The 19931-nt window shown below is 45.9% G+C and carries 21 protein-coding genes; 15 read left to right on the top strand and 6 right to left on the bottom strand.

What is annotated here, in order from left to right:
• The first annotated feature begins 226 nt into the window (after positions 1-226).
• The 6 genes from AC04MQ_RS11505 to AC04MQ_RS11480 are packed head-to-tail and all read left to right on the top strand — an operon-like array spanning position 227 to position 5429.
• The gene (locus AC04MQ_RS11505; protein WP_475392120.1) at positions 227-1216 is read left to right on the top strand and encodes an HAD family hydrolase; all 990 of its coding nucleotides are present in this window, start codon (positions 227-229) and stop codon (positions 1214-1216) included.
• 34 nt (positions 1217-1250) lie between these two features.
• Entirely contained in the window at positions 1251-2951 is a 1701-nt protein-coding gene (locus AC04MQ_RS11500) for an arylsulfatase (protein ID WP_475392119.1), read from the top strand.
• Positions 2952-2991: 40 nt separating this feature from the next.
• Positions 2992-3909 carry a formylglycine-generating enzyme family protein gene (locus tag AC04MQ_RS11495; RefSeq protein ID WP_148278755.1) on the top strand — a complete coding sequence of 306 codons (918 nt, stop codon included), beginning with the start codon at positions 2992-2994 and terminating at the stop codon, positions 3907-3909.
• An 11-nt stretch (positions 3910-3920) separates the two neighbouring features.
• Positions 3921-4274, top strand: a complete 354-nt coding sequence (locus AC04MQ_RS11490; protein WP_015090595.1) for a DUF1622 domain-containing protein — start codon at positions 3921-3923, stop codon at positions 4272-4274.
• A complete protein-coding gene (locus AC04MQ_RS11485) occupies positions 4264-4794 on the top strand; it encodes a YidH family protein (RefSeq protein WP_051026282.1) in 531 nt (176 codons plus the stop codon). The genes AC04MQ_RS11490 and AC04MQ_RS11485 overlap by 11 nt, the downstream gene beginning before the upstream one ends.
• Positions 4795-4799: 5 nt before the next feature.
• Entirely contained in the window at positions 4800-5429 is a 630-nt protein-coding gene (locus tag AC04MQ_RS11480; RefSeq protein WP_015090597.1) for a MarC family protein, read from the top strand.
• Positions 5430-5444: 15 nt separating this feature from the next.
• Here AC04MQ_RS11480 and AC04MQ_RS11475 read toward each other — a convergent pair whose 3' ends face one another.
• Entirely contained in the window at positions 5445-6275 is an 831-nt protein-coding gene (locus tag AC04MQ_RS11475; protein WP_015090598.1) for a LysR family transcriptional regulator, read from the bottom strand.
• A gap of 196 nt (positions 6276-6471) precedes the next feature.
• On the opposite strand from AC04MQ_RS11475, the gene AC04MQ_RS11470 reads away from it, so the two are divergent.
• The 3 genes from AC04MQ_RS11470 to AC04MQ_RS11460 are packed head-to-tail and all read left to right on the top strand — an operon-like array spanning position 6472 to position 9652.
• Positions 6472-7410 carry an L-tyrosine/L-tryptophan isonitrile synthase family protein gene (locus tag AC04MQ_RS11470; protein ID WP_015090599.1) on the top strand — a complete coding sequence of 313 codons (939 nt, stop codon included), beginning with the start codon at positions 6472-6474 and terminating at the stop codon, positions 7408-7410.
• The gene (locus AC04MQ_RS11465) at positions 7407-8240 is read left to right on the top strand and encodes a TauD/TfdA dioxygenase family protein (protein ID WP_041577331.1); all 834 of its coding nucleotides are present in this window, start codon (positions 7407-7409) and stop codon (positions 8238-8240) included. Before AC04MQ_RS11470 ends, AC04MQ_RS11465 begins: the two co-directional genes overlap by 4 nt.
• Positions 8237-9652, top strand: coding sequence for an FAD-binding protein (locus tag AC04MQ_RS11460; protein WP_015090601.1), 1416 nt, complete (start codon positions 8237-8239; stop codon positions 9650-9652). Before AC04MQ_RS11465 ends, AC04MQ_RS11460 begins: the two co-directional genes overlap by 4 nt.
• On the opposite strand, the gene AC04MQ_RS11455 is transcribed toward AC04MQ_RS11460, so the two are convergent.
• A complete protein-coding gene (locus AC04MQ_RS11455; RefSeq protein ID WP_015090602.1) occupies positions 9649-10005 on the bottom strand; it encodes an ASCH domain-containing protein in 357 nt (118 codons plus the stop codon). The genes AC04MQ_RS11460 and AC04MQ_RS11455 overlap by 4 nt on opposite strands.
• A 539-nt stretch (positions 10006-10544) precedes the next feature.
• On the opposite strand from AC04MQ_RS11455, the gene AC04MQ_RS11450 reads away from it, so the two are divergent.
• On the top strand, positions 10545-11051 hold the full coding sequence (locus AC04MQ_RS11450) for a hypothetical protein (RefSeq protein WP_475392118.1): 507 nt from the start codon (positions 10545-10547) through the stop codon (positions 11049-11051).
• 165 nt (positions 11052-11216) lie between these two features.
• Positions 11217-12839 (top strand): AAA family ATPase, encoded by a 1623-nt coding sequence (locus tag AC04MQ_RS11445; RefSeq protein ID WP_475392117.1) that lies wholly within the window; start codon positions 11217-11219, stop codon positions 12837-12839.
• Between the two features lie 1025 nt (positions 12840-13864).
• On the opposite strand, the gene AC04MQ_RS11440 is transcribed toward AC04MQ_RS11445, so the two are convergent.
• The 4 genes from AC04MQ_RS11440 to AC04MQ_RS11425 all read right to left on the bottom strand — a co-directional run bounded on the left by AC04MQ_RS11440 (position 13865) and on the right by AC04MQ_RS11425 (position 16589).
• Positions 13865-14491: a CsgG/HfaB family protein gene (locus tag AC04MQ_RS11440; RefSeq protein ID WP_475392116.1), complete on the bottom strand. Its 627-nt coding sequence runs from the start codon at positions 14489-14491 to the stop codon at positions 13865-13867.
• Between the two features lie 28 nt (positions 14492-14519).
• Positions 14520-14945: a hypothetical protein gene (locus AC04MQ_RS11435; RefSeq protein WP_041577343.1), complete on the bottom strand. Its 426-nt coding sequence runs from the start codon at positions 14943-14945 to the stop codon at positions 14520-14522.
• A 423-nt stretch (positions 14946-15368) separates the two neighbouring features.
• Positions 15369-15863 (bottom strand): hypothetical protein, encoded by a 495-nt coding sequence (locus AC04MQ_RS11430; protein ID WP_427722871.1) that lies wholly within the window; start codon positions 15861-15863, stop codon positions 15369-15371.
• A gap of 84 nt (positions 15864-15947) precedes the next feature.
• Positions 15948-16589 carry a recombinase family protein gene (locus AC04MQ_RS11425; RefSeq protein ID WP_051026284.1) on the bottom strand — a complete coding sequence of 214 codons (642 nt, stop codon included), beginning with the start codon at positions 16587-16589 and terminating at the stop codon, positions 15948-15950.
• Positions 16590-16639: 50 nt separating this feature from the next.
• Here AC04MQ_RS11425 and AC04MQ_RS11420 point away from each other — a divergent pair, with 50 nt between their 5' ends.
• The 4 genes from AC04MQ_RS11420 (at position 16640) to AC04MQ_RS11405 (ending at position 19852) form a co-directional block, all read left to right on the top strand.
• Complete coding sequence (locus tag AC04MQ_RS11420; RefSeq protein ID WP_475392115.1) at positions 16640-17518, top strand: hypothetical protein; 879 nt, start codon at positions 16640-16642, stop codon at positions 17516-17518.
• 124 nt (positions 17519-17642) lie between these two features.
• Complete coding sequence (locus tag AC04MQ_RS11415) at positions 17643-18059, top strand: DUF669 domain-containing protein (RefSeq protein ID WP_475392114.1); 417 nt, start codon at positions 17643-17645, stop codon at positions 18057-18059.
• Positions 18049-18348 (top strand): hypothetical protein, encoded by a 300-nt coding sequence (locus AC04MQ_RS11410; protein ID WP_041577351.1) that lies wholly within the window; start codon positions 18049-18051, stop codon positions 18346-18348. The genes AC04MQ_RS11415 and AC04MQ_RS11410 overlap by 11 nt, the downstream gene beginning before the upstream one ends.
• Positions 18332-19852: a hypothetical protein gene (locus AC04MQ_RS11405; RefSeq protein ID WP_475392113.1), complete on the top strand. Its 1521-nt coding sequence runs from the start codon at positions 18332-18334 to the stop codon at positions 19850-19852. Before AC04MQ_RS11410 ends, AC04MQ_RS11405 begins: the two co-directional genes overlap by 17 nt.
• Positions 19853-19931 lie beyond the last annotated feature (79 nt).

Genomic DNA, 19931 nt, shown 5'->3' with positions numbered 1-19931 from the left:
CCCAGTCCTTTCTGAGGTTTAGTTCTCGAAAATATGAAACATTTTGGGCTTTTTGGGAGCAGACGGGCTGTTTGGCCAGCAGAGTGTCTGATTTTAGGTCGAGTGCCATACGTCACAACAGGACTTTACATATCAGATTCTCAACATTGATCACTTTATTTAGTTCTCGAAACCCGAGGGGACTTTCTATTCTTCAGAGGCAGGAAAAACTAAACATGGAGGAGTAATGGCTTGGCTGTCACAGCTTGTCTTCTTGGCATTCGCCTTGGTTTCATTGTCCGTTCATGCCGCGGGCACGGACCCACTGCCATCCTGGCAGGACGGTAAACTTAAAAAATCAATCATCGACTTTGTTTCTGAAGTCACCCAGAAGCAGGGCTCCCGTTTTGTCCCGCCGGAGGAACGCATTGCCACCTTCGATAACGATGGCACGCTGTGGTCGGAAGTTTCAACTATCGAAGTGGAGTTCACCAAAAACCGGCTGCAAGAGGCGTTGAAAAAAAATCCCGCCCTTAAAAAGCAGGAACCTTATGTCAGTCTTTTAAAAGGGGTTCCGGTCACGCAGCTGACTCAGAAGCAGATTCTGGAGATATTCTCCCTGACCCACGCAGGTATGAGCGAAGAGGAATTTTCGCGCGAGGTGCGCGAATTTTTCAAGACCGCGCTTCATCCAAAACTGCAGGTGCCTTACACGCAGGCCGTGTATCAGCCCATGCTGGAGCTTCTGGCATATCTTCGCGCCAATGAATTCACGCTGTTTATCAGTTCGGGCGGAGAGATTTCTTTCATGAGGGAAGTCGCCACCACGATTTATGGCGTGCCCTCGCAGAATATCATCGGTTCCTACTTTGTCGACAAACTGGAGGAAAGAAACGGACGACTTGTCGCGGTCAGAACATCGGCACTGGCACTTGTCAACGACAAGGAAAACAAGCCCATCGGAATTTTACGCCACATCGGCAAACGCCCTATTTTTTCTGTCGGCAACGAGCGCAATGGCGGGGACATTGCCCATTTGCGTTTTTCCCGGGAATCGGCTTTGCCGAATTTTCAGATCATGATCAATCATGATGATGAGGCGCGCGAAGCTGCTTATAGCGAAAAGGACAATGCTTCACTTGCGGCAGCCAAAAAATTCGGATTCAAAGTCTTAAGTATCAAGAATGACTGGAAGCAGGTCTTTCCGTCACAGAAATCAATTGCGAAGGATTTTTAGCTGACTCACTAACACATGGAAAAGGAGTTCCATTATGGTTAAGTCCCAGGAATCTCAAAAATCTCAAAGAAAAGAAAGTGGCGACGGCAAGGGCAGGAAGCCCAATATCCTCGTCATCATGGGTGATGATATCGGTATCTCGAACTTAAGCTGCTACAGTCGGGGAATGATGGGGTATCATACCCCGAACATTGATCGTATTGCCAAAGAAGGAATGATGTTCACGGATTCCTATGGCGAGCAAAGTTGCACCGCGGGACGCGCCGCCTTTATGACGGGACAAAGTGTGTTCCGCACGGGGCTGTCCAAGGTGGGTCTGCCCGGGGCGCAAGTGGGAATCAAAAGTGAGGACCCTACTATTGCGGCTTTGTTGAAGCCACTGGGGTACGCGACTGGACAGTTTGGTAAAAACCATTTCGGCGATCGCAATGAATATCTTCCAACCGTGCATGGGTTTGACGAATTCTATGGCAACCTTTATCACCTGAATGCCGAAGAGGACCCGGAAGATCCTGATTATCCAAAATCGGAGGCTTTCCGTTCCCGCTTCCTGCCGCGCGGAGTTTTGCGCTGTAAGGCAACGGATAAAGATGATTCAACCGTGCATGAACGTTGGGGCCGCGTGGGCAAGCAAACCATCGAAGACACCGGCGCGCTGACTCGGAAGCGCATGGAAACCTGTGACGATGATTTTGTTGATGCTGCCAAAGACTTTATTTCCCGACAAAATTCTGACGGAAATCCGTGGTTTGTATGGCTGAACACGACGCACATGCATCTGCGCACGCACACCAAACCTGAAAGCCGCGGGCAGGCCGGGCCTGCGCAGTCTGAATATCATGACACTATGATTGATCATGACAAGAACGTCGGACAGATGCTGGATCACCTTGATGATTTGGGCATCACCGAGGACACGATCGTGTTGTATACGACTGATAACGGACCTCATATGAACACATGGCCGGACGGGGCGATGACTCCTTTCCGCAGCGAGAAAAACACGAATTGGGAAGGGGCTTTCCGCATTCCTTTGTTGCTTCGCTGGCCGGGGCGGGTGAAGGAAGGTACAGTTTCAAATGAAATTGTACAGCATCACGATTGGTTGCCGACATTCCTGGCTGCCGCCGGAGAACCCGATATCGTCAATAAACTGCTGCGCGGTCATCAGGCCGGAGAAAACAAATACCGTGTGCACATAGACGGATATAACCTGGTTCCATATTTAATCGGCGAAGAAAAAGAAAGTCCCCGCAAAGGATTTATCTACTTCAGTGATGACGGAGATGTTGTCGCCCTTCGCTTCCAGAACTGGAAGATGGTGTTTATGGAACAGCGAAAGGCCGGGACATTGGGTGTGTGGGCGGAACCGTTCACACCGCTTCGTGTGCCGAAGCTCTTTAATTTGCGAACGGATCCATTTGAACGGGCCGACGTGACCTCCAATACCTATTGGGATTGGTACATGAGCAAAGCCTATATCATTATGGCAGCTCAGGCCATTGTCGCAAAATTCCTGGAAACTTTTGCCGAGTATCCGCCTCGTCAAAAGGCGGCCAGCTTCACCATTGATCAGATCATGGAAAAAATGAGCAACGCCGCTGGCTATGCCCATCAGGATTCCACAGGAAAAAACATCAAAGAATCCCCCGAGTCCCATCGCGAAGCGGGGCAGGGCATGCCGCCTGTAAAAGGCAGACAGGATGAAGGTGAGCAACGCAGAAGTACTCATTAGACCTGAGCAGGAAAAGGGGCCCTCGGCCCCTTTTCCTGATATGATCTGGATCCCCGGTGGTATGTTCACCATGGGCTCCGATAATCATTATGCAGAAGAAGCACCGGCCCACCGGGTGAAAGTCGATGGTTTCTGGATGGACCGCCATCCCGTGACCAACCGGGATTTTTTGGCCTTTGTTCAGGCCACGGGCTATCGTACATTTTGTGAAAAAGAACCCGATCTAAACCTGTATCCGGGCGCTTCTGAATCCATGAAAGATCCCGCGTCGGTGGTGTTTGTTAAGCCAGCTTCACCTGTGGATCTGCGAAATCCGTATTTATGGTGGCAATTTATTCCCGGGGCGAACTGGCGCTCTCCGCAAGGCCCTGGCAGTTCTATTGAAAGCCGGATGGATCATCCGGTGGTGCACGTATCGTGGCAGGATGTTCAAGCCTATGCCAAGTGGATCGGCAAAAAGCTGCCGACCGAAGCTGAATGGGAATTTGCAGCGCGCGGGGGGCATGAGGGGCGCGAGTTTGCGTGGGGTGAAGAGCTTGAACCCGAAGGCCGTCATCAGGCCAACATCTGGCAAGGGGAATTTCCCTGGCAGAATCACAGCGGCGATGGTTTCGAGGGGACTTCCCCGGTCACAGCCTTTCCGCCGAATGACTACGGATTGTTTGATATGATCGGCAATGTCTGGGAATGGACGGTGGATTGGTACAGCCCGCGGCATCCCGATGAAAAACTGAAAGCCTGCTGCATTCCGAAAAATCCCCGCGGAGGGGCCGAGGCAGACAGCTTTGATCCTCGTCAGGCTTTAAAGATCCCCCGTAAGGTGATGAAAGGGGGATCGCACCTGTGTGCCCCCAATTATTGCAAACGCTATCGGCCCTCGGCCCGCATGGCTCAACCCGTGGACACTTCGACATCTCATCTGGGCTTTCGCTGTGTTGTTCGAGGAGAACGAAGTTAAAGGAGACTTTCATGGAAGAAGCCGTCCGGCAATGGACTGAAGTCATTTCAATTTGTCTTGAGTTCTTTGCGGCTTTGTTGATTGCCGTGGGCGCATTGGAAGGTCTTTTCAGGCTGGCCAAGTTTTCCATTTTTGGTCAAAGAGGTCTGGGCATCAGAAAGGACATCTGGCTGGGGTTTGCGCGGTGGATTGTTCTGGGGCTGGAATTCATGCTGGCGGCAGACATCGTATCAACCATTGTTTCGCCGTCGTGGGATGCGATCGGCATGCTCGCCGCTATTGCGTTGATCCGGACTTTCTTAAGTTATTTCCTGGAAAGAGATCTGGAGGCCGCCTCCAGAAAGGAGTTGGGCGATGGAGCCTGAACGTTCATCAAATGAGATGTCGCAGGAAAGAACAAATCTTTCAGAACATAGAACCGATCTGTCGGAACATCGCACCGGACTTTCTGAGCATCGAACAGAATTATCCGAACACAGAACTGACCTGTCCGAGCATAGAACCGAGTTGTCGGAAGGTCGCAGTGATCTGTCGGCAGTACGCAGTCATTTGGCGAATGAGCGCACACATTTAGCTTACATGCGCACTGGAATTTCTTTGGTCAGCTTGGGAATCACCATGAACCGATTCAGCTGGTTTTTGATGGAAAACAAAGCGATCTCCCGGCACGGGGGGCGTCCTTTTTTGGATGACGCCAAAAATACGGGTCTGGGAATGGTGATTCTGGGCAGCGCCATGCTGATATGGTCGCTGTATCGTTATTCGCACACGGCCAAGCAAATCGATGCGCATCACTATTTGCCGGCGCATCGGTCGGTGCGCGCCTTCACGCTGGCTTTGATACTAATTGGTATTGTGTCTGTATTATGGATGATTGTGGGGTAAGTAATATGGAAGGCACTTATGTTTTAGGGGCAAGTCAGCTCTTCACTGTTTTCTTTATCATGCTGGGGCCTTTTCAGGTGATCCAGCCCTTTGCCAAAGCGACCAAGGACATGTCCCAGCCGCAGGTGGTTTCGCTGGCTACGAAAACCACCTTACTGGTGATACCGATTTTAATAGTGCTGGGGCTATCAGGCCGAGTTCTGATGGAAAACTGGCAGATCCCCCGTGCCGTTTTAGAGCTGACGGCCGGATTGATCTTTGCCTATGTGGCTTTTTCCATTGTCCTGGTGGGAAAGCAAAAAGCAGAACCCAAGTCTGAACAAGCCCAGGATCCCGTACCGGTCACGCCGTTGGGAGTGGCTATGAAAATGGTGGTCAGCGCCCATGGACTGGCAACGTTGATTGTGCTGCTGGCGGTAAGTCAGGATCACCAGCGAACGCTCTTGATTTTCGGTGTCCTGATTGCGGTGATGATTTTGAATTTACTGGCGATGATCTATAAGAAAATATTCTTGGGTAAGACGGGTGTCGTGGCCATGCAGGTCTTTGGCGTCGTTTTGGGCGTGATGCAGGCGGGGATGGCGCTGGCGATCATTCACATCAGCCTGATGGAGCTGCATAAAGGGTTTCTTTAGTTAAAATCCTCAGGCTTAAAAATTCGATGACTTGATCGTCTGAATGATTCTTTTGCTGACGGTGTTGTTGTGCTTTTCGGGACGGTACACCAGACAGATTTCGTCTTTGAACACCGGGGCTTCTTTTAATTTTTCAAGCTGCTTGTATTGGGCGGCGACTCTTGTCGGCAAAAGACCGTACCCAAACCCCAAAGACGTCAGTTTCGCCACGACCTCAAGGTTGCCTGAACTTAGCACGCCATTGAAGCTGGTCCTTTTGCTGATCTTTTTCAGAATGTATTGGGACTGGGCCAGGTTCTGATCATAAATCAATTTGTCCTGGGCGTTTTTGGTGTGGAAGATCGTGACCTCATCTGTGCACAGCTTGTGAATAACAAGATCCGGGTGCTTGATGGGATTCACGACAATGCCGAAATCCGCTTCCCAACTGATGACCTTTTCAGTCATTTCCCTGGAAAGACCATGAATAAAATTGAAATCAAGGCCCGCAAAATCGGACTGCAAAGTCGGCATGAACGCCGCTAGGGTATAAAGCGCGACCGAGGGGTGAACCGCAATGGTATAACTTCCCTGAATAAGACCCGAATCAGGATTTGCCAGATTCTGGGCCTGCTCCCATTCATAAAGCAAACGGCGAGAGCGCTGTTTGAATTCTTCCCCCAGCTTGGTCAGCTGAATGCCGTTTTTAAGCCGGATCAGCAGATTTCCGCCCAGTTCAGTTTCCAGTCGTTTGATGGAATAGCTCAGGGCCGGCTGGGAAATGCCAATGATTTCCGAAGCCCGGGTGACATTCAGGGTTTCGCAGACAGTTACAAAGTATTTTATGTCATCCATCATTAAAGACATAAATAGTTTTTATCACAATGAACTAAAAGGGTCATTTTATTTATTTCTAGAAATTCGCTAGTTTCCGCTTTAGGAGGAAACCGAGTTTATGAAGCCTGCAGCCCTTGAACTAATTTCAATACAGAGTCATTCCCTTGAAAGTTTTGATCTAAAAAGGTCCCCCGCTGCCGACACAGCCATGGAAACGGCCCGAAGAATGTTGGCCGAGGTCATGAACTATCGCCGTGTCCCGGGGGCTCATGACCGGTGCGACAATTCCGAATGCCAGGCTTGCGCCTCTGTTCACCTGCCCAAGATCATTTCGGCCGTTCGCAACAATATGCCTGTCACCTTTGTACTTCCGGCTTTTCCCGGTAAATCTCCGAATCCGGAAAAGGTTCTGGGGCCTTTGCCAGACTATGCAGAACAGCTGGCGCTGGAATTCCTGGGCCGCCTGGGTCAGAGGATTAAAAAGTACTACTCTCCGGGGATTAAAATCATCCTGTGCTCTGATGGAAGGGTTTTCAGCGACCTGGTGGGTATGAAAGAAAGCAACGTGACGGCTTACCAGTCCGAACTTTCGGTGCTTAAGGACAAACTATCCCTTGCAGATATTGAGACCTTCAATCTGGATGATTTTTATGGCGAGCTTAGCTTCAATCAAATGCGTGATGAGCTGATGAAGCGCTATGGCAGTTCCTTGGATTTCTTAAAGCACAAAGTTCGCAATGGTGCCGGGGATCAGGCGACCGCCGACGAACAAGATGCCCATCGTATGTATTGCGGAATCACGCGCTTTCTGTTCGAGGATTCTTTGCACTCGGGGCAGACCAAAAGCCGTTCTGCGATTCAGAAAGAATCCCGTTTGAAGTCCTATGAAGTCATTCGCCGAAGCAACGCCTGGAGCGATCTGATCGCCGAGCGCTTTCCTGAAGCCGTCAGGCTGTCCATTCACCCACAAACCTGCGGGGCTGCGAAGCTGGGTATCCGCCTGGTTGGAAATGAAAGTTGGATGACACCATGGCATGGAGTGGCTGTTGAAACCAAGAACGGCCCCGTTCTGCTGAAACGTTCTGAAGCCGAAGCACTGGGGGCCGAGTTGATTTATTCATCGGACGGACGCCCCAGCCACTACAAAATGGGAGGTGTCCTGTGAATTTTAAAGCAACTTATATGAAGCCCTTTGGCGTTATTGTTGAACCCTTGGTTCAAGGCACCAGTGTCAGGGATCTGGATTTGAAGTCCTTGCACGACTTTTTCCTGCAGGAACAAATCGTGGTGCTAAGAGGATTTTCCACCTTCAGGGATTCTGCGGATTTTGCTAAGTATTGTGAGCTTTGGGGCGAAATCAGCATCTGGCCTTTTGGAAAAGTGCTGGAGCTGATCGAGCAGGACAATCCTCAGGATCATATATTTGATCACCGCTATGTTCCGATGCATTGGGACGGAATGTATCGTCCTCAGGTTCCGGAATATCAGATCTTTCATTGTGTAAAAGCACCACTGCCGGGGCATGGCGGGCGAACCACTTTTTCAAATACCGTGCTGGCCCTTAAAAATGCGACGCCCCAGCTGAAAGATCTTTGGAGCAAAGTCACAGGGATCTATCAAAGAAAGATGGAGTTTTACAACAGTAAGACCGTGTCGCCGATTATCACGAAGCACCCGCAACGAGATTTTTCTGTAATTCGTTACAATGAGCCTCCTTGTGAAGGTAAAGAATTTGTTAATCCTCCGGATCTGGAGTTCGCTGGTGTCGCGGGCGGAAAAATGAAGGAATTCCATCAGGGGTTGCAAGACGCCCTTTACTCGCCCGAAAATTTCTATGCGCACGAATGGCAGGACGGGGATGTGGTGATTACGGATAATTTCTCTTTGCTGCATGGACGGGAAGGTTTTACTTCAAAATCGCCACGTCATCTGCAGCGTGTGCAGGTGCAAAGCAGTCCGCCCTTTAACAACCCCGGTCTGGAGTCTTACAAATGACGCCTCAAGTGGTGGATCTTGTTGTTGTCGGGGCGGGGCCCGTGGGGCTGATGTGTGCCTATCTTGCGAATCTTTGCGGGATCAGCACCGTGATCGTCGATAAATCCGCGGCACCATTGCAGGTAGGGCGCGCCGATGCCCTGAACGCCCGAACTTTGCAGCTGCTGGAAGTAGGTAAGTTATTTGACGAAGTTTACCCTTTGGGAAAGTCCTGCAACACCAGTTCCGTGTGGGCGGATGGAAAGTTTATTTCGCGCCAGTCTTCGTGGTGGGACGAGCTGGAAGGGTGCCTGCACAAACATTTTCTGATGCTGGGGCAGTCTTATGTGGAACAGCTATTGGACGGGCGGCTTGCCGAACAAGGCGCTGCGGTTCGTCGTTCGACCGCGATTGCGAATATTGAGATTATTGAAAACGGGTGTCTGACCACTTTGGCGGACGGTCAGGTGATTCAGTCCCGTTATGTTGTTGGAGCTGATGGTTCGCGGTCTTTTGTCCGTGAAAAAATGCAGGTGCCGTTTGAAATCGTGAGGCCGCAGATTATTTGGGCGGTTATTGATGGGGTCGTTGAAACGGACTTTCCAAAAGTGCCTGAAATCATCGTCTTTCAGGCGGAAACCTCGGACGTGGCGTGGATTCCCCGGGAAGGAAATATTGATCGTTTCTATGTTCGTATGGACGTCAGTGATTTCACCCTGGAAGAAGCTGTTGCGAAAATCAATCGCGCGATCAAACCCCATGTTTTGGGGTTTAAAGAGGTCGTGTGGTTTTCCCAGTTTTCGGTGAAAGAGTCTGTGGCGGAAAAGTTCTCAGTGCAGGATCGGGTGTTTTTGGCGGGTGATGCCAGCCACATTCATTCGGTCAACGGCGGACAGGGACTGAACACGGGCCTGGCGGATGCTTTCAATCTTATTTGGAAAATGCATATGACTTTGCATCACGGGGCTTCGGATGGCCTTTTGCAAAGTTATGAATCTGAACGGAAACCCGTAGCTTTAAGTGTCATTGAGTCTTCAGGAGAACTTGTTCGTTCAACCAAATATTCTGCGAAGGGGACGCATGCCGAAGATTACGTTCGGATTGTGCAGAAGCGCGCGGGGAATATTACCGGGATGGGGATTCGTTATGCGGGCGAAGGTTTGGTGGGATCGCGACTGTTTGATTTTGAGGTGAACAGCGGGGCGGGGACAGTTCGGCTTTATTCTTTGCTGGATTATACGAAGTTTACTTTGTTTGTCTTTGGGGATGCGCAGCTGGAATTTGAGCTGCCGAGGTATGTTCAGCTTGTTGTCGTTGATGCTTCTGATTCTGTGTATGCGGGGCAGGCGGTATTGGTGAGACCGGATTCTTATATTGAATTCGTGGTCCCACTGGCGCGGGTTGGGGAACTTGTGGAATTGGTTTTTGGTTAAAGGTCTATTTCCAGTTCGTAGATGCCTCTTGCGGCGAGGACTTGTTGGGTGGAGTTTAGTTTTCTTACTTCGGTGAGTTCCCAGGAATAGTAGCCGGGTTCCCATCGGGTTGCGCAGGCGGCGGGGATGTCTTTTTCTTCGAAGGGGCGAACGGATTTGATTTTTACGATTGCGACTGGGATGCCGATGTCGGTTTCGCCTTCTTTGAAGAGGAAGTTTTTGTTTTCTACGATGAGCAGGTCACCGGTGAGGTCGGTAGGGGGAAGCCAGCGGCGGACTTCGATGGTTTTTTCGCCGTTGGCGATGCGGGTGCCGTTGGGGTGGACTATGGAGAGGGTTTTGTGTTTCATCATTCTGTTCCCGGTTTTGACTGGCTTGTTTCTCGCGTTGCTTGAAACTCGCTTGGGTTCTGGGTTTGCGGCGGGGGGTGGGGCTCGTCGCATCACGCTCCTCGGGGCGTTGCCCTGCGCTTTCGCGCACCCTCGCGCTAGCATCCTGCTAGGGCGAGGAACCCCTGTGCCGGCGTCGCCGCGTGCTGCGAGCTTTGTAGGATTGTTTTTGCGCCGGCGCTCTAAGTTCTAAGCCCCTTGAAAACTAAGCTGTGAGTAAAAATAAAAAACCCGAATCTTTCGATTCGGGTTTTTTATTTTTAATTACAAATTGGCGTTCGCTGGTGCCGGGTCTTAGAACTGCATTGTTGGGCGATTCTTGTTGAATTAAGGTTTTTTGCAGTTAAGTCTGCGCTTTAAAATACCGCGATGCAGCACGGTCGTCGCTCATTTGATAGACAAAAAGCAACCCAGTGAAATCGGGCGCAAGAAGAAGCTATAGAAATGTTCAGATTTTTGACATATCTATCTCAAGGTGCCCATATGGTTTTAAAGGAGGTTTTTTGGAACTGTGGAGCTATTTTTTGCTAGCCGGATTACTTACGCTTGGGTTGTTTGTGTTTCTTTTGTTTGTACCTAAGTATCGTGTTGATGGACCCACAGTTGGGCTATTGACGGTAGGTTGGCTTTTGATCGGCATTTATGTTTTTAAACCTACAACAGTAAAGTTTCAGGGGTGGGAAATTTTGAAACGTGTAGAGAACGTTGAGAGAAATTTGAGGCCTTTCGCTATCATTGATATTTCTACAGATGATAAGCCAAGTAGAGGTTTGTTGTTTCAAACCTTTAAGCCTGGCCAAATTCAATTTTCTTCTTTTGAAGCGAATATTTCTGAATACTCTTTTACCCTGAAACCCGAGCCAAAATACGTAGAAATTAGGTGTGTGCATGTTGATGCTGCGATCGTCTCGGAAAAGAAGGTAAGTGGTGGTATGAAGTATACTTATCAATTTACTAGCTCATGGGGAATAAGAGACACCAATCGATGTATTGTCGAAGCATTTTTCTGATAGGCTAGGTGATGAATGGCTCTGGAATTGTCTCAGTCATGTCGTTCCATTTCATGATGTGGCGAGTAGCTATTTAGCTTCGTTCTAATATTTTTATAAATATAATGAAAATAGAATAAATTTTGTTTATCCTGTGATTCGCGCAAAAATGAATGGGAGAAAGTAATGACTGTACAGGAAGAGCCTAGAAAATTTGCCTTCAAATACAATTCGATGACTGGAGAGGCGAAGGAAATTTATTTAAATTCTGGAGAGATGATATTTGTTCTCGGAGCAAATGGCGCTGGGAAGTCAGGATTGATGACTCAATTTTTTGCACAAAATAGCAAGTTTTCTAAAAGGATTTCCGCACATCGGCAAACATGGTTTAATTCGAACTCATTGGATTTTACTCCTGCAACCAAAAGTCAGTATGACATCAATATTAGGAATGTTGATACGAATATAAATTCCCGCTGGAAAGACGATTTTCATGCGCAGCGCTCTCAAGTCACTATATTTAATCTTATTAATGCCGAGAATGTGCTGGCCAGAAAAGCTCTAACTGCGCTTAGAACCAATATAGATGAAGCGAAAAAGATAAGTAAAAATAAGACGCCAATTGAGTTGTTAAACCAATTACTTACTATTTCAAATATTCCAATTAAGATATCTGTACAGAATGATGAAAAAATATTCGCTACAAAAAATGGTGGTCCCGAATATAGCATCGCTCAACTATCGGACGGCGAAAGAAATGCAATCCTAATTGCATCTGATGTTTTAACAGCAGAGCCGAACACGTTGTTCATAATTGATGAACCGGAAAGGCATTTACATCGGTCGATCATTTCCCCTCTGCTCACCGAACTGTTTCAATATCGACGTGATTGTGCATTTATGATTGCTACCCATGATTTGGGTTTACCATTGGATAATCCAGACGCTAGTGTATTGGTTGTTAGGAATTGTAAATGGAATAGTACTACAATTACGGGCTGGGATACCGACTTGATTCTAGGTGGCGAAAGCATTGACTATCATGTCAAGCAAGACATTTTAGGTGCTCGGAGAGTCATTTTATTTGTTGAAGGTAGTCAGGATAGCTTAGATCAGCACATTTACAGAATACTGTTCCCTGAGGTATCGGTAGTTCCCCAAGGAAATTGTGTCGCTGTCGAGCAAGCGGTTAAAGGTATATCGGCTACGGCGTCACTAAATTGGGTAAGGCCATATGGACTTGTTGATTCAGATGACAGGCAAGAAGCAGATCTCAAATCGCTCGAGGACAATGGTATTTATGCGTTGCCTTATTATTCCGTAGAGTCTTTGTATTATTGTGAACATGTCGTGAAGTATATTTCCAATAGTGTTGCAAATCTTCATGGTGGAAGTGCGGGAGATCTTCTTGCGGCGGTTGAGAAGTCGATAATTGAGATTGCTCCAAAACATAGAGAACGTCTATGCGCTCGATTGTCGGAAAGAAAAGTTAAAGAGAAAATTCAGCTACCCTCGTGGAAGGATATAATGGATGGGAAGGATTTTTCTTTAACGATTAATTTAAAGTCAGAGCTGGACAAGGAGATAGATATTTTTAATTCCTATATTCAAGCATCAGACTCAGATGGCATTATTAAAAGATATCCTGTTAGGGAGACTCCGATTCTTACTGAAATTGCAAAGACTCTAAAATTTCAAACGCGTTTAGACTATGAAAACTCGGTGAGAAAGGCTCTTATTGATGACGAGGAGTTCAGGAGGTCAGTAAAGACGCTTTTGGGGAAACTTTCTGCGGCGATTGAAACTTAGCCAAACTAGGGGACTACGATTAGATACAATAACGGCAATCCCCCTACCCTAAGAAGAGAGCCGCGCACTCTAGGAATATTGATTACTAGCGCGAATCTTCAAATTTAACCCTCTGGCCAGCGCTACTCATGGAACAACAATAAGTAATTCCATCAGTAGAACTCGCCAGTTAATAGTGGCTGCCGTTACCCATCCACCAAAGTATTCAGTCGTTATCTGAAGGCGAAGAGTGATCCTCTATATTCAAAATCCCTTTTAAGTCGGCTTGAGAGTAAATCCCCCTTCAGTCTTGATCGTCCTGATGCTACTGAAGCCCAACTGTGTCACCTATGAATGCATCCGCACCCGTCCCCAATGACTACCTGACACCTAAAAGAAATAGCGTTGAAGACTCCCAGTGGGTTTAAGACTTCTTCAAGAGCCTTTGTCAGTCCTTATTAGGTAACTGAACCTTGCCTAATTTTACGTCTGATAGGCTACGCGTTGACGGAAAACTTGCGCCTTCCCCAAAAGCAAACACCGCTAATTCTAAGAAAAAAAGGTAGAAAGCGTCGAGTCGTGAACAATTATTCAGCCTGGTTTGGGGTTCCGGAGGAAAGGAGGCTTTTCACAAAGAAACGACGCTGTAATAAGCTCGTGGCACAATAAGTACAGGTCGCCGCGGCCAACCGGCGGGGGCAGTCACCGCGCAGCTCCTGAGGCGGATCTGGAGTTTACTCTAATAGCAGTTAAAGAGTTTTCCTTCTTGGAGGTGTTATGTCCATTCCGTCCCGAAAGAAGATAGATGTTGAAGCAAACAAGGCAATGAATAGCTACAGAGCGGGTAGGTCGCTCAGGGCAAAGGTGACGAATGCATCAGCGTTGATGCTGTTAGGAGTCTTGCCATTGATTACCGATGACACCAAGGCGGCTAGGCTTCTAAAGGTGATTTCCCAATTAACGAAGGATAAATAGCAAGCCAGCGTTTTCCAATGCGGGGTAGCGGTGCTATATGGCCCTCTTATTTAAGAATTTATATACCTACTTTATTCTTCTGACTGAGTAATGCCGTTTTGGACAGCCTGTTCTCTCTGTCTTAGGGCTTCTTCTTGAGATTCTGCTTTGTACTCCATTAGCCGTGCAGTAATAGGCTCAGACTTGAAGTCCTTTGGGTAGTAGGCATCAACTAGTTTTGTTACGGCCTCATCCCAGGAGGCGACAGTGCCCCAGTCTGTTTTTACAGTATTCTCTACAGCGGTAATAACTTCCCCTGTGGAAGTGTCCATCAAGTTAATGGATTGCTGGCACTCGTGTCCCATTCCAGTCCAATAAGAAATATCTCGGCATTGAACATTGGCCACTACGACGGCACCTGCTCCATACAGTTTGCCATAAAGTGCAAACTTTTCTCGATCTTCAAAGCGATCAATAGACTTCCGGTGAAGCATATCTTGTTCTTCTTTGATTGCCTTCAATCCTTTTGATCTATCAAGAACAATGAAAGATCCATTTGCCACTAGAGCTGTTTGGAGTTTCGCATATTCTTTTGCTGAAATAGAAGCACTATCAATCATGATCCTCATGGACTTATCTGAAAATTTAGTTCGCTTCTCTTTTGAGGAGCACCCAGTAGCCAAAATGAACAAAGAAAGTATCAGAATAGCATTTTTCATAGAATCCTCCTGGCCTTGATTGAAGTGCCTATTTACCTTTTGATTTCTTCATATCCATCAGTCCCTTGCTCTTAAGGCCTTCTTTTAGAGGATAGAGAATATTGGGAAACAGAATTTGTGGAATATCCTTCCCATCAATAACAACTCTCTGAATATCCAAGATGTCTTCTTTCTTTACCGTCTTTTTCTTAAACAGAAACTTGGAGACCGTCACGTTGTCCGTCATTTGATCCACGGATTCATTGGTTAAGATCCAACTATCGCTGCCCACGGCAGTCCATGAAGTTTTACCATTTGAAAAGAGCTTAACAAAGGACTTCAGAGATGTTTCAAAATTAATAAGTCCTCCCTGCGAATCTGAGATGACTCTTAGGGACTGGTTTGGGCTCTCAGCATTTGCTGTAGATGCGGTTAAAAACAACGCTAATAAGATGGTTTTTAGTGTATTTGACATAATAAACTCTCACTTCCCTGATTTTGTCTTAACTTTCTTAATAGTGATTTCGTATAGACCGGTATGAACCTCGGTCTTGTCGATGAGGCTTATAAATTCCTCTCGTGGATCCTGCTCTCCGAACAACAAGTAATGTGTGCTAATGCCAAAATAGTTCGATAGTGACTTGATTGTCTCAGCTTCCCGAGGAATTCGCCCACCGGCGCCTAGCCACTCCTGTACAGTTCGGTATGGAATGTTGAGATCTCTGGAAAGATCTTTTGCTGTTAGGCTCTTTTGGCTTAAAAGCGTCTTCAATGTATTTCCGAAAATATTCTTTATTTGTTTCACGCTATTATCCTTCGTCAAATAACAGAATTTGCTTTAGATAGTTGCTTAATAGTGTGTACAATGCGTGCAACAACGTGCTTCGTCTGCACATATTCATGTGTATTCATCCTTTCTTTCAGATTTGAGATCTTTAACTTTCCCAATAGATAGGCGAATAGATGATTTGCTGGATGGAGATTGTTTAAGTAGAGGGTTCTGTTTAAGAGTGGTGATGAGATCGTAGTCCAAATCATCCAGAAGTAGGTAAACGTGCGACTCTTCCGAGATCTCTAGTAAGTCAGCGCTTCTTATTAGTGCTTCATGGGCTGATTCAGCAATCTTTCTAAGTTCACTTGAATCTATTTGAGCGCAATATCTGCGAGCTTCGCGTAGCAATATTGAAAGATAGATGCATTCTTGTCTGGCTCTTGAGGGAACTAGTGTTGAAGCGGCTTCATGAATAATAGACTCAGTGGTCATGCCTTCTCTTATCTGTCCGTATCCAACACTAATGATGGGGGAAGCTTTGAGTGTAATATGTTCTTTCCTAATCTGGCTGAGAATCTTGTTGGCATTTTTAAAGACAATTTCAAGATCTCGTATCTTCAATCATTCTCCTCTGTAACGAATTTTAATCGGCCGATTTCGTTCTCTCGAAAATGACAAAAATCCAGAAGCCGTAACCCTTCGTAATCACTTGTTGTCATTACCCTCTGAGGTGTGTTTTTCGGAAAACGATTTAGCTGCGCCCTTCAAGACACGTTTTATGACTGTATTGGAACAGCCTAACTGCTCTTCGATTTTCCGATAGGACATACCCTGTTCTCTTAATCTTAATATTTCTTGATCTAACTTAAGCGGTGGTCGTCCTAAAGTTTTTCCTTGGGACTTGGCATAGGCAAGACCAGCGATAGTCCGTTCTCTAATGAGGGCTCGTTCAAACTCAGCAAATGAGGCAAGTAACTGGAATTGCAATTTACCGATCGCCGTTGAAAAATCTATATTGTCTTCAATACTGATGAACTTGACGTTATGGTCATCGAAAAGAATCATCATATCCAATAGGTGCTTGAGAGAGCGGAACATCCTATCGAGTCGAACGACGCATACGACACTTACGACGTTACGACGTACAAGTTTTTGGAGTTCAGCAAGGCCAGGGCGAATATCCGTTCCGCCGCTGTAGCCTTGATCCACGATCTCCACTGTGTTATTGAGTTCTACATGGTGGGCGTAGTCCCTTAGAGCTTCAAGCTGCACTTCTGGCTGCTGTAGTTCTGTCGAACATCTCGCATAAAGAATAGCTTGCTTGTTAGTTTTTTTATTCTTTTCCACCTTTTTTAAAATTTTGCCTGCGTGAATCAAAATAAAAAAGGGAATAAGTTATGAATGAGAACATTAATTTGCCGTTGGCTCTGCCATTTGGTCTTAAGAATAAGTCCCATGCCGAGGAAACTATACTAGATAAGTTTAATACCCTCTACAATAGCAGAGCATTCTCCGAATATATCAAGTTTGGAAAGACCCTTGAAAAAGAGGAACAGGATGCAAAGAAAGAAGGAAAATGTCTGGATCTAATTCCTGACTTTCATAGAGGGCTTCTTTGTCTTTTTCAGAAGATGCTTGAAAATATAAATCTACAAATAATCTGTGATTGTCTTGAGAAGGATCTACAATCTAGACAGCTAATTTATGACATTGTTAATGCACTTCAAGTTTTCAGAAGCCCTTACTTTGGAGAAATGTTTGGCGAATATACAAATCGTAGGCTTGTTAATTATGTCGCCAATAAAAATGGAGACCCAAGACTATTCAACAACGCCGGTGATGTTAAGCCTCCAAAGGAGCTCAATGGTATAAAAAATATTTTTTGGTACTTATTAAGAAATCTTCAAGCGCCTGATAGTACGTTCAGAAGAAGCATTAAGAATTCTGCATACATTAATGAGAAAATGAAAAACGAGATCATTAATTCATTTAAAGTGTCGTCTCTAAATACAAAGTCTTCTAAACTTACCTTGGCAGATCAACTAAATGATTTTTTTAGTAAGGACAAAAAGTCACAGGAGATGCATTCAAGAATATTGGCAAATGTTGAACAGGAAAAATTTAGATTAAAACATGAAGTCATTGCTGACATCTTGAACTGGCGATTCAACTTAGATATGGAGTATGATCATGACCTCCAATATCCTAAGTTTAAGCCGTTAATATATTTTTCGAAGGATAACATTGAGGTGTACCTTAACCCTCGAAAAAAGTAGTCTCAAATCGAATATATGCGACTTTCGGCCCCCTTAGAGTGCTTTTTTAAGGTATGACATAAGGATCTCACTTAAGCGGAATCAACCGCACAAACCCTTGAAAAGGGAGAAGGTGAGGTCCATCTTGGACATTCTAAAACCAAACTACAATAATTCAATAGAGCAAGTACCTGCGGGCATTTATACAGCCGCCATTGTTTCTGCAACTCCGATTACAACTAAGTCTGGCACTACGGCTGTCAAAGTTGAGAGTAAAATCACAGAAGGTCCTTATAAAGATAAGGTCATTCCAGTAACTCTTCCTTTGGAAGGAAAAGCTGCCGGATTCTTTAAGAACTTTGTTTTAGCTGTCAAGCCAGACTACCAAGGTCGTGAAATTGCAACAGAAGATCTTATTGGGAGGCCTCTAAAAATCAAGGTAATGACTTCGACTTATCCAAATGGTGCAAGGTCATATCTAAAGATAGCAGCCTTCCCTGCTTCTTTCGATGAGGGTCAAAATACTACTCAGTCGCAAGAGGGGATTCGCAATGAAATGTAATGCGAAAATCGTTGGACTTAAATTCCTTAGTTCAAGAGCCATTATCTTAGTACTCCATCTTCGCAGTGAGGATGGGATTGAGACAACAAAAACAGCCTATTGCCCAATCGATAGCAAAGGCTTCTTCCTGATAACACGTCCCATTTTGGAGAAATACCTTTGCGATGCAGATGGCTGGATCAATGGTAGAAGTTTTGAGACTGAAATTCAGAACATGGAATTTGAACTGTATGCCAACAATGACAATTACATCAACATCAAGGGATTTGAACGTGGCATTAGTAAATAGTATTAACGTATCTGGTTTTGCGTTTCACGGACTTTGGAGAAACTCGAGTGGCGAAGGAATTGTATCCATCGCCCGTGGTAGTGCGTTGGATGTTTACCCCACTCGCTCAATAGAGTTGCGTCGGTATTTAAGGCAAAAAGCATATCTAATTGACGGTGAGAATGAAAGAAGTCGAATCCTGAACGACAACGCCTTGGATTCGATCATTGGCACTATTGATGCCCTTTGTGATCTGTCTGACAATGAAGTTAATTTATCTGTTAGAGTCGCGACTGGAGCTGGCGGCGAAATTCTTGTTGATGGCATTAGCAATATTTATTCTATTTCTGCTGATGGCTGGAATATAACTAGTATTGACAGGCCTATTTTTAAGAGATCTTCCGGAATGAAGCCTTTGCCGGAGCCTGTTCCTGGTGGAGATATTCACAAAGTGTTTGAATATCTGAATATTAAGGACAAGTCGGATAGGCTGCTATTCTTGACGTATTTGGTTTCGTCATTTGTTGCGGATATTCCTCATCCATTTGGGAACTTCTTTGGATCTCAAGGCGCTGCGAAGACTACAGCGATGAAAGTCTTTACAGCTATTGTTGATCCAAATACGGTGACTGATATCCACTCAGCCTCGGAGAATGACTTTCAGATTGCGGCCAGTCAAAGATGGGTTGTTTGCTTGGATAATGTTCCGGATTTTACAAGAAAGTTTTCCGACTACATCTGTAAGGTAGTAACTGGGGCGTCTTTTATTAAAAGACGTCTCTACACAGACGACTCAATGATGGCCGAGCGATTCTTACGTGTTGTTGTTGCTAACGGAATCACAGTCCCTGCTCAACGCGCTGATCTTTTAGACAGATGCCTCTTATTCCAGTTAGAAAGGATTGAAAGACATCTGCGCAAGGATGAAAAAACTCTTTTTGCAGATTTTGAAACTGACCGAGCACAGATTCTTGGTGGGTGTTTTGATGCGCTATCAAAGGCCATGGCGCTCCTGCCCACAATTGAAGGATCTTTTAACACTCGAATGGCTGACTATGGAAAATGGGGGTGTGCGATTGCTCTTGCTCTTGGATATTGCAGAAGTGATTTCGAGGATGCCCTAGAGAAAAATAATCAGAGGCTGAATGAAGAGTCCTTGGATGCATCACCTATTGCAACAGTGCTGGACTATATTTTTCTCAAAGCAGGAAGCTCTGGTTTTAGAGGTTCTGCAAGTGATTTGCTTAGTGGAATAAGAAGTTGTGCAGAGTCTGCGGGAATAGAGCCAAGGTATTTGCCTTCGAGTCCTCATGCAATGGGAAAGAAGCTGGTAGAAATAAAAGCAAACCTTCAGAGTTCACAGTATTTTATTGAATTTGTCAGAGGGAAGGAGCGTATTTGGACAATTTGTCCTCCTCCGAGCTACGCAAAAGACCGTAGTAAATATTTAAACAATTCTTTGTCGTCTATATCGTCCGGAGTCACAAGAGCTTTTTCTTACAATGATAAGATGACCGATTTGTAGGTAGGGCATGACAAAATTAGTAGAGTCATTAAAGAAAGGTCTGAGTTGTTCGGACTCCTGTTCTGATGATGAGTTTATC

The sequence above is a fragment of the Bdellovibrio sp. MYbb2 genome, assembly GCF_056175685.1.
This window is presented reverse-complemented; position numbering and strand designations above follow the sequence as displayed.

Coding starts and splice junctions, on each gene's coding strand:
- AC04MQ_RS11470 (WP_015090599.1), top strand. CDS start 6,472: ATGTTGGCCGAGGTCATGAACTATCGCCGTGTCCCGGGGGCTCATGAC.
- AC04MQ_RS11460 (WP_015090601.1), top strand. CDS start 8,237: ATGACGCCTCAAGTGGTGGATCTTGTTGTTGTCGGGGCGGGGCCCGTG.
- AC04MQ_RS11480 (WP_015090597.1), top strand. CDS start 4,800: ATGGAAGGCACTTATGTTTTAGGGGCAAGTCAGCTCTTCACTGTTTTC.
- AC04MQ_RS11485 (WP_051026282.1), top strand. CDS start 4,264: ATGGAGCCTGAACGTTCATCAAATGAGATGTCGCAGGAAAGAACAAAT.
- AC04MQ_RS11455 (WP_015090602.1), bottom strand. CDS start 10,005: ATGATGAAACACAAAACCCTCTCCATAGTCCACCCCAACGGCACCCGC.
- AC04MQ_RS11410 (WP_041577351.1), top strand. CDS start 18,049: ATGAAATGTAATGCGAAAATCGTTGGACTTAAATTCCTTAGTTCAAGA.
- AC04MQ_RS11435 (WP_041577343.1), bottom strand. CDS start 14,945: ATGTCAAATACACTAAAAACCATCTTATTAGCGTTGTTTTTAACCGCA.
- AC04MQ_RS11505 (WP_475392120.1), top strand. CDS start 227: ATGGCTTGGCTGTCACAGCTTGTCTTCTTGGCATTCGCCTTGGTTTCA.
- AC04MQ_RS11490 (WP_015090595.1), top strand. CDS start 3,921: ATGGAAGAAGCCGTCCGGCAATGGACTGAAGTCATTTCAATTTGTCTT.
- AC04MQ_RS11495 (WP_148278755.1), top strand. CDS start 2,992: ATGATCTGGATCCCCGGTGGTATGTTCACCATGGGCTCCGATAATCAT.
- AC04MQ_RS11440 (WP_475392116.1), bottom strand. CDS start 14,491: ATGAAAAATGCTATTCTGATACTTTCTTTGTTCATTTTGGCTACTGGG.
- AC04MQ_RS11420 (WP_475392115.1), top strand. CDS start 16,640: ATGAATGAGAACATTAATTTGCCGTTGGCTCTGCCATTTGGTCTTAAG.
- AC04MQ_RS11475 (WP_015090598.1), bottom strand. CDS start 6,275: ATGTCTTTAATGATGGATGACATAAAATACTTTGTAACTGTCTGCGAA.
- AC04MQ_RS11500 (WP_475392119.1), top strand. CDS start 1,251: ATGGTTAAGTCCCAGGAATCTCAAAAATCTCAAAGAAAAGAAAGTGGC.
- AC04MQ_RS11445 (WP_475392117.1), top strand. CDS start 11,217: ATGACTGTACAGGAAGAGCCTAGAAAATTTGCCTTCAAATACAATTCG.